Source organism: Nonomuraea longispora (assembly GCF_004348345.1).
Taxonomy (GTDB): Bacteria; Actinomycetota; Actinomycetes; order Streptosporangiales; family Streptosporangiaceae; genus Nonomuraea; species Nonomuraea longispora.
On sequence record NZ_SMJZ01000330.1, the window covers coordinates 1 to 5,547 of the forward strand.

6 protein-coding genes and 1 pseudogene are annotated in these 5,547 nt (G+C 66.7%); all 7 read right to left on the bottom strand.

The features are described from left to right. Nucleotides 1-171: 171 nt before the first annotated feature. A pseudogene (locus E1267_RS42240) lies at nt 172-384 on the bottom strand (integrase core domain-containing protein); the annotation flags it as partial. Nucleotides 385-431: 47 nt separating this feature from the next. Further along, the gene (locus E1267_RS42245) at nt 432-731 is read right to left on the bottom strand and encodes a hypothetical protein (RefSeq protein WP_132341722.1); all 300 of its coding nucleotides are present in this window, start codon (nt 729-731) and stop codon (nt 432-434) included. After that, nucleotides 728-3,163: a tyrosine-type recombinase/integrase gene (locus E1267_RS42250; protein WP_220449934.1), complete on the bottom strand. Its 2,436-nt coding sequence runs from the start codon at nt 3,161-3,163 to the stop codon at nt 728-730. The genes E1267_RS42245 and E1267_RS42250 overlap by 4 nt, the downstream gene beginning before the upstream one ends. After that, the gene (locus E1267_RS46045) at nt 3,115-3,720 is read right to left on the bottom strand and encodes a site-specific integrase (protein ID WP_220449935.1); all 606 of its coding nucleotides are present in this window, start codon (nt 3,718-3,720) and stop codon (nt 3,115-3,117) included. Before E1267_RS46045 ends, E1267_RS42250 begins: the two co-directional genes overlap by 49 nt. Before the next feature lie 592 nt (nt 3,721-4,312). After that, nucleotides 4,313-4,567, bottom strand: a complete 255-nt coding sequence (locus tag E1267_RS47550; RefSeq protein ID WP_281283761.1) for an ATP-binding protein — start codon at nt 4,565-4,567, stop codon at nt 4,313-4,315. Next, entirely contained in the window at nt 4,518-5,123 is a 606-nt protein-coding gene (locus E1267_RS42260; RefSeq protein WP_281283762.1) for an ATP-binding protein, read from the bottom strand. Before E1267_RS42260 ends, E1267_RS47550 begins: the two co-directional genes overlap by 50 nt. Beyond that, complete coding sequence (locus tag E1267_RS42265; protein WP_132341726.1) at nt 5,120-5,398, bottom strand: transposase; 279 nt, start codon at nt 5,396-5,398, stop codon at nt 5,120-5,122. Before E1267_RS42265 ends, E1267_RS42260 begins: the two co-directional genes overlap by 4 nt. Nucleotides 5,399-5,547 lie beyond the last annotated feature (149 nt).

Sequence of the window (5,547 nt, forward strand, 5' to 3'; positions counted from 1 at the left end):
CCATGTCGGCATGCAGGTTCCGCTGGGCGCCCAGCCGGACAATGAGCACGGGTCTGGCTCCCTCTGAGAGAGTGGCTGAGCTGGGCGGATAAGGTCTGGGCTGTTGGGACGGGTGATCGTTGTCTACTGAGGGGCCACGGAGATTCCGGACAGTCGTCTTATGGGCGTAGCCTATGCGGCTGTTGGGGTTGAAAGGGACTCGTTGAGGACTTCCAGGGGTGGGCGGTAGCCGAGTGCCGAGTGCAGGCGCCGGCGGTTGTAGAACCCTTCGATGTAGCGGATGACCTGCCGTCGTGCTTTGGCGCGGGTGGTGAAGACGAAGCGGTGCAGCCACTCGTTCTTGATCACGCTGAAGAACGACTCGGCCATCGCGTTGTCCCAGCATTATCCGGCTAATCAGGTCGGTGTTCGGCGTTGGCCGGTTAACGCTTTCAGCTCACGCGATTGGTGAGTCGGCGTATTTGCTCTTCGTGCTGACGGACACGAGCAGCGAGGGCCTCAAGAGCGGTGTGGAGGGTGCGTATCTCCTCGAGGAGGCCGGTAAGGGAGCTGTTGGTGGCGGCGCGGTGGCGGTGTTCCTCGATGAGGGTGCGGAGGCTGACACTGCGGTAGAGGGTGGTGCGGCCCAGCCTGGTGAGGTGGGCGACCGCGGTGAAGGTGACGGGTTGGCCATCGCGGCGGAGTTGAGCGCATGCGTTCTCGACGTGGTGGAGCGTGTCACTGCTGGTCATCCGGCTTGGGCCTCGCTGATCAGGTGGTCGAGTCGGGCGATGAGTCGGCGGTGTCGTTCGGCTTCGGCGATCCAGCCACGATTTTCGGCGTCATGGGCGAGGGCCTCGGCGTCGACACGCTGGGCGGCCAGGACGGGCAGCGAGCTGGGTTCGGCGTGGAAGCTGGGGCAGTGCTCGCAGATGTTGGCGTAGGTGCAGGCGCCCTGAGCAGGCGCCCTGAGCAGGCGCCCTGAGCAGGCGCCCTGAGCAGGCGCGCGCAGGCAGAAGCCGCCGGCCATCCTGGATTTGATCAGCGGAGTGTCCTTCCAATCCTTGCCGCCGGTGATGTCGGCCAGAGGCAGGTGGGCGCGGCCGCGAGCGGGGGTGCGGGCTTGCTGTTTGGTCAGGTCGAGGGCTCGTTCGTGTTCGGCGCGGACAGTGGTGTCGAACAGCCGTCCATAGCGCAGGCTCATCTCGGCGGAGGCGTGTCCGAGCAGCGCCATCAGCGCCTGCAGGGAGACTCCGGCGTTCACCAGGGCGGTGGCGTAGGTGTGGCGGAGCTGGTGGGAGGTGATGTGGCCGAGTCCGGCCTGGCGGGCGGCGCGATCGAGTTCGGCGCGGACGGCACCTTGACCGAGGCGGCGTCCGTGGTGGGTGAACAGGAATTGAGCCGGGCGCCGGTAGCGGGGATGCGGCATCGGCCGGCCGTGCGTGCGCAGCTGGATGATGCGGTCGATCAGGTCGAGGATCTCCTCATCGAGGGGGGCCATGCGTTCGGTCTCCAGCTTCCCGAGACCGATCTTCAGCCAGCTGCCATGCTCGGGGACCTGGTGGACGCAGTCGAGTTCCAGGTCCAGCAGTTCGCCGATGCGCAGCCCGCAGGCGCGTTGCAGCCGCAGGGCGCAGGCGGCCAGTGCGTTGCCGGGGCGGTCGCGCAGTTCCTCGGTCAGGCGGCGGTCGGCATCGACGGGCAGGTAGCGGGGCAGCATCTGCGGGAGCTTGGGGTTGTCATCACGGAAGATCAGCTTGCGGGCGGGTGCCTGCTCCCAGCCCCACTCGGTGATGTCGGTGAGGAAGCCGGTCAGCGCGATCACCCGGCGGGAGCGGTCGGCGACGGTGATGATCTCGCCGTTCTTGGGGTTGACGGCGTCGACCAGGAAGGCGAGGTAGGGCTCGATGTGACGTTGCCGGTCCAGCTCGGCGATCGAGGTGAGCTCGGGATCGATGTGGGCCAGGAACAGGCCGAAGTGTTTGAGCCGGGTGGCCAGAGCGGAGACTGTCTTGGGCTGGCAGGTGGCCCGTTTGCGCTCCAAGTAGGCGATCATCGTGGCGCGGATCGGCTCGGACACCTCGGCCAACCGCTCGGCGAAGGGGACAGGTCCGCTCATCTTTGGCAGTGTGTCGATGATCCCCAGGTGGAACAGGACCCGGTGGGCGTTGCTGATCGCGGACAGATAGTGGCGGTGGTCCTTGCCGGTGCGGGTGCTGCGGGCGGCGCAGGCGGTGGTGAACTCCTCCAGATCGGCCAGCGTGAGCTGTTCCAGAGGACGTCCGGCCTGGATGAGGAGCCGGGCCGGCACCTGAGAGCCGGTGGCCAGACGCACACGCATGGAGAAGCCGAGTTCCTCGGCCGCGGCCATGAACCGCTCCACGCCCGCGGCGAGGGGCGAGTCGGCAAGCTCTCGCCAGAAGGTGGACAGCTTGCGTTCCAGCAGATAGTCATAGCCCGGCCGCAGGCCCTGGTGCAGGATGAGGAAGGTGATGATCGGCCGGGTGTGCGCGTCGGCCGCGAGGCGGACCTCCAGCGGCTCGGCTGCCCAGCGCTGTGGGTCGGACCAACGGTCGAAGAAGACCCGGGCGGCATGCCAGTAGGGCCGATTTCCCCGCCCGGTCTGCTGCAAGTAGTCCAGGTAAGCGGCGTGCAGGTTATTGCTGGGCGCGGAGGCGGCTGCGTGCGGCATCGAACTCGGCTTCACATGAGCAGGAGCCAAATGGACATAGCGGGCGGTCGTGTCGACGTGCGCATGACCGAGCAGCGCCTGCATCACCGCCAGGTCAACGCCGGCCTCGGTCAGTGCGGTGCCGAACGTGTGCCGCAGTGCGTGGGGATGACCCGCGACGATCCCGGTGATTCCGCGGTGATAGCGGAAGATCGTGCGCAGCCCAGCCGCCGTCAGCCCTCCTCCCCGGTTGGGGCCCTTGGCCACCAGGAACAAGCGCTGCTCGCTCGATTCGGGGCGCTCAGCCAGCAGATATACCTGGATGACCGAGGCGACGTCGGTATCCAACGGGACGCGCCGCTGCCGGTCACCCTTGCCGATCACGCTCACCCAGCGGCCGCCGATGTCCACATCGGCGACGTTCAGTGTGAGCACCTCGGTCGAGCGCAGCCCGCAATACAACATCAGGCCCGCGATCGCCCGATCCCGCCAGGTGCGGAAGCTGGCCAGCAACTCGGCCGCCTGGCTCTGCGATAGCGCCGTGGGCAGCCGTCGCGGCTCGCGCAACCGCAACGACGAGCGATTCTTCGGCCGCCGCGCCGTATGAGCGAGCATCCCGGACCGCTCGCCGGCACCCGCCAGCGCGCCTCGCGCCCTTTGGGGACCGGGTTGACGGCCTCCGGATCGCGCATCGAAACGAAGGTGAACAACCCCGAGATGGCCGCCAGTCGCCGGTTGATCGTGGTGGCGGCGTACTGGTCCATGCGTCGTCCCGACATGGTGAGCACGTTCGGGCCACCGCGGCGCCCGGGAACCTTGGCCTCACGACAAGCGCGCAGGAACTTGAGCAGCGTCTCCGTCGTCACCTCGCCCATCGACATGTTCTCGGCCGACAACCACCGACAGAACGCCAACAGGTCATAGCCGTAGGCGCGGACGGTCTTGGGCGAGTAGTTCCGGTCGGCCAGATACGCCAGATACTCATCGACCACGACGAACTGCCCGGCAGACGATCCAGCCAGCGTCCAGCCGCCCGCGCACTCCTCCAGCCGAAGACCTTGTTCGATCATGAGAACAGATGTATCCGGGATGACCCCATCCGGCCAGTAGGCATCGAATAACGGCGTGTCACTGAACTGGGGAAACGCAGGTATTAGCCGGTTAAGAGGGAGTATGCGCTATTCGCATCGGGGAAGCTCATCCACCAGGACGACGACGAGTGCTGAAGACACATTCTCAGGCCAAGAGACCCAGGGTTTCGGGCGTTTCCCAGGCCGGCCGTCAGTTGCCGTTCGGGGTCGGTTTCCTCCTGCGCGAACTGGTTGATCAGCTCGGCGAGGACTTGCCAGTCCTGCTCCGACAGGTCCTGCAGGAGGGCGATCGCCGGCGCCAGCAGTTACATCGAAGCCTCGGCGATGGCGTCGTCCTCGCTGAGATCAAGACTGATGACGATCTCCGTGAGGGCTTTGGCGAGGGTGCGTTCGAGCGTGGTCATGATGGCTCCTGGCTGGCCGTTGGGGCTCTTCCTCGACGCTGCGACGATTGCCGCGGCTCGTCTCGGGTCAAGATCGTTCGTCCTCGGCTTCGCCTGCGGGCGCTGCATCTTGACCCGCTCCTCCCAGCGGCGGGCCAGGCGTTGTCGAGAACGAGCCCTGGAAAAGGTCAGCCGGCGGCCTTGCCCGCGACGGTGGCGGCGTTGGCCTGGGCGCGGGTCTGGGCGAGCCGGTAGGATTCGGTTCCGGTCTCGATGATGTTGCCGCCGTAGGTCAGGCGATCGACGATGGCCGCGCAGAGCCGAGGCTCGGTAAATGTCTTGGTCCATCCCGAAAACGACTCATTTGAGGCGATCGCGACGCTGTTGGTCTCCTCACCTTTCGGTGAGAACCTGGAACAGCAGTTCGGCTCCGTGACGATCAAGCTCCATGTAGCCAAGCTCATCAATACAAAGCAGATCGACGCGCCCGTAGCGGGCGATGGTCTTGGTCAGCACCTTCTCGTCGGCGGCCTCGACCAGCTCGTTGACCAGCTTGGCGGCCAGGGTGTACTTGACCTTGAACCCGGCCAGCGCGGCCTCGGTGCCCAGCGCGATGAGCAGGTGCGACTTGCCCGTCCCTGAGTCGCCGATCAGACACAGCGGCAGGTGCTTGCGCACCCAGTCGCAGCTGGCCAGAGAGTGGATGACGGCCGGGTCGACGTTGGGGTTGGCGTCGAAATTGAACTCGCGCAGTGATTTCTGCCTCGGAAAGCTCGCCGCCTTGATCCGCCGCTCCGACGCTTTGCGGGCGCGGTAATCGCATTCGGCCATCAGCAGCTCGGCCAGGAAGCCGAGATAGCTCATCTGGTCGCGCGGGGCGGCGGCGGACAGCTCGACGAACTGGCTGCGGATGGTCGGCAGCCGCAACCGCTGGCAGGCCTGGTAGATCGAGGCTTCGGCCGCTTCCTCGGTCAGGGGGCGGCGGTGAAAGGTGGTCATGGCAGCTCTCCCTCGGATGCGGGCCGGCCGCCAGGGCGGCGGCGCAGCAACTGGTCATAGACGGCCACCGACGGCAGCGGCCGGGTATCGGGCGGCAGCTGGGCCAGCCGCCGGGTGGTCAGCGACACCACCGCCGGTTCGTCCAGCCAGGCCAGCCGTTCCGGCCGGGGCGGCGGCGGACCCGGCTCCGGACTGTCGTCCACCTGAGCGATCTTGCGGGCCTCCAGCGCGACGGCGTCGGCGGTCAGCGCGCCCACCCTCAAGGCGGCCTCCATCCCCGCCACCACGTGCCGATGCTGATGGCGCTTCGAAGATCTGACCAGACCTGCTCTGTGAAATTTGCCAGGTGAGCGACTCGCCGAGAGAGATCGTTCTTGTCTCGGTGGGGCTCCCTCGACGCTTCGGGTGATCACGTTTCGAAGCG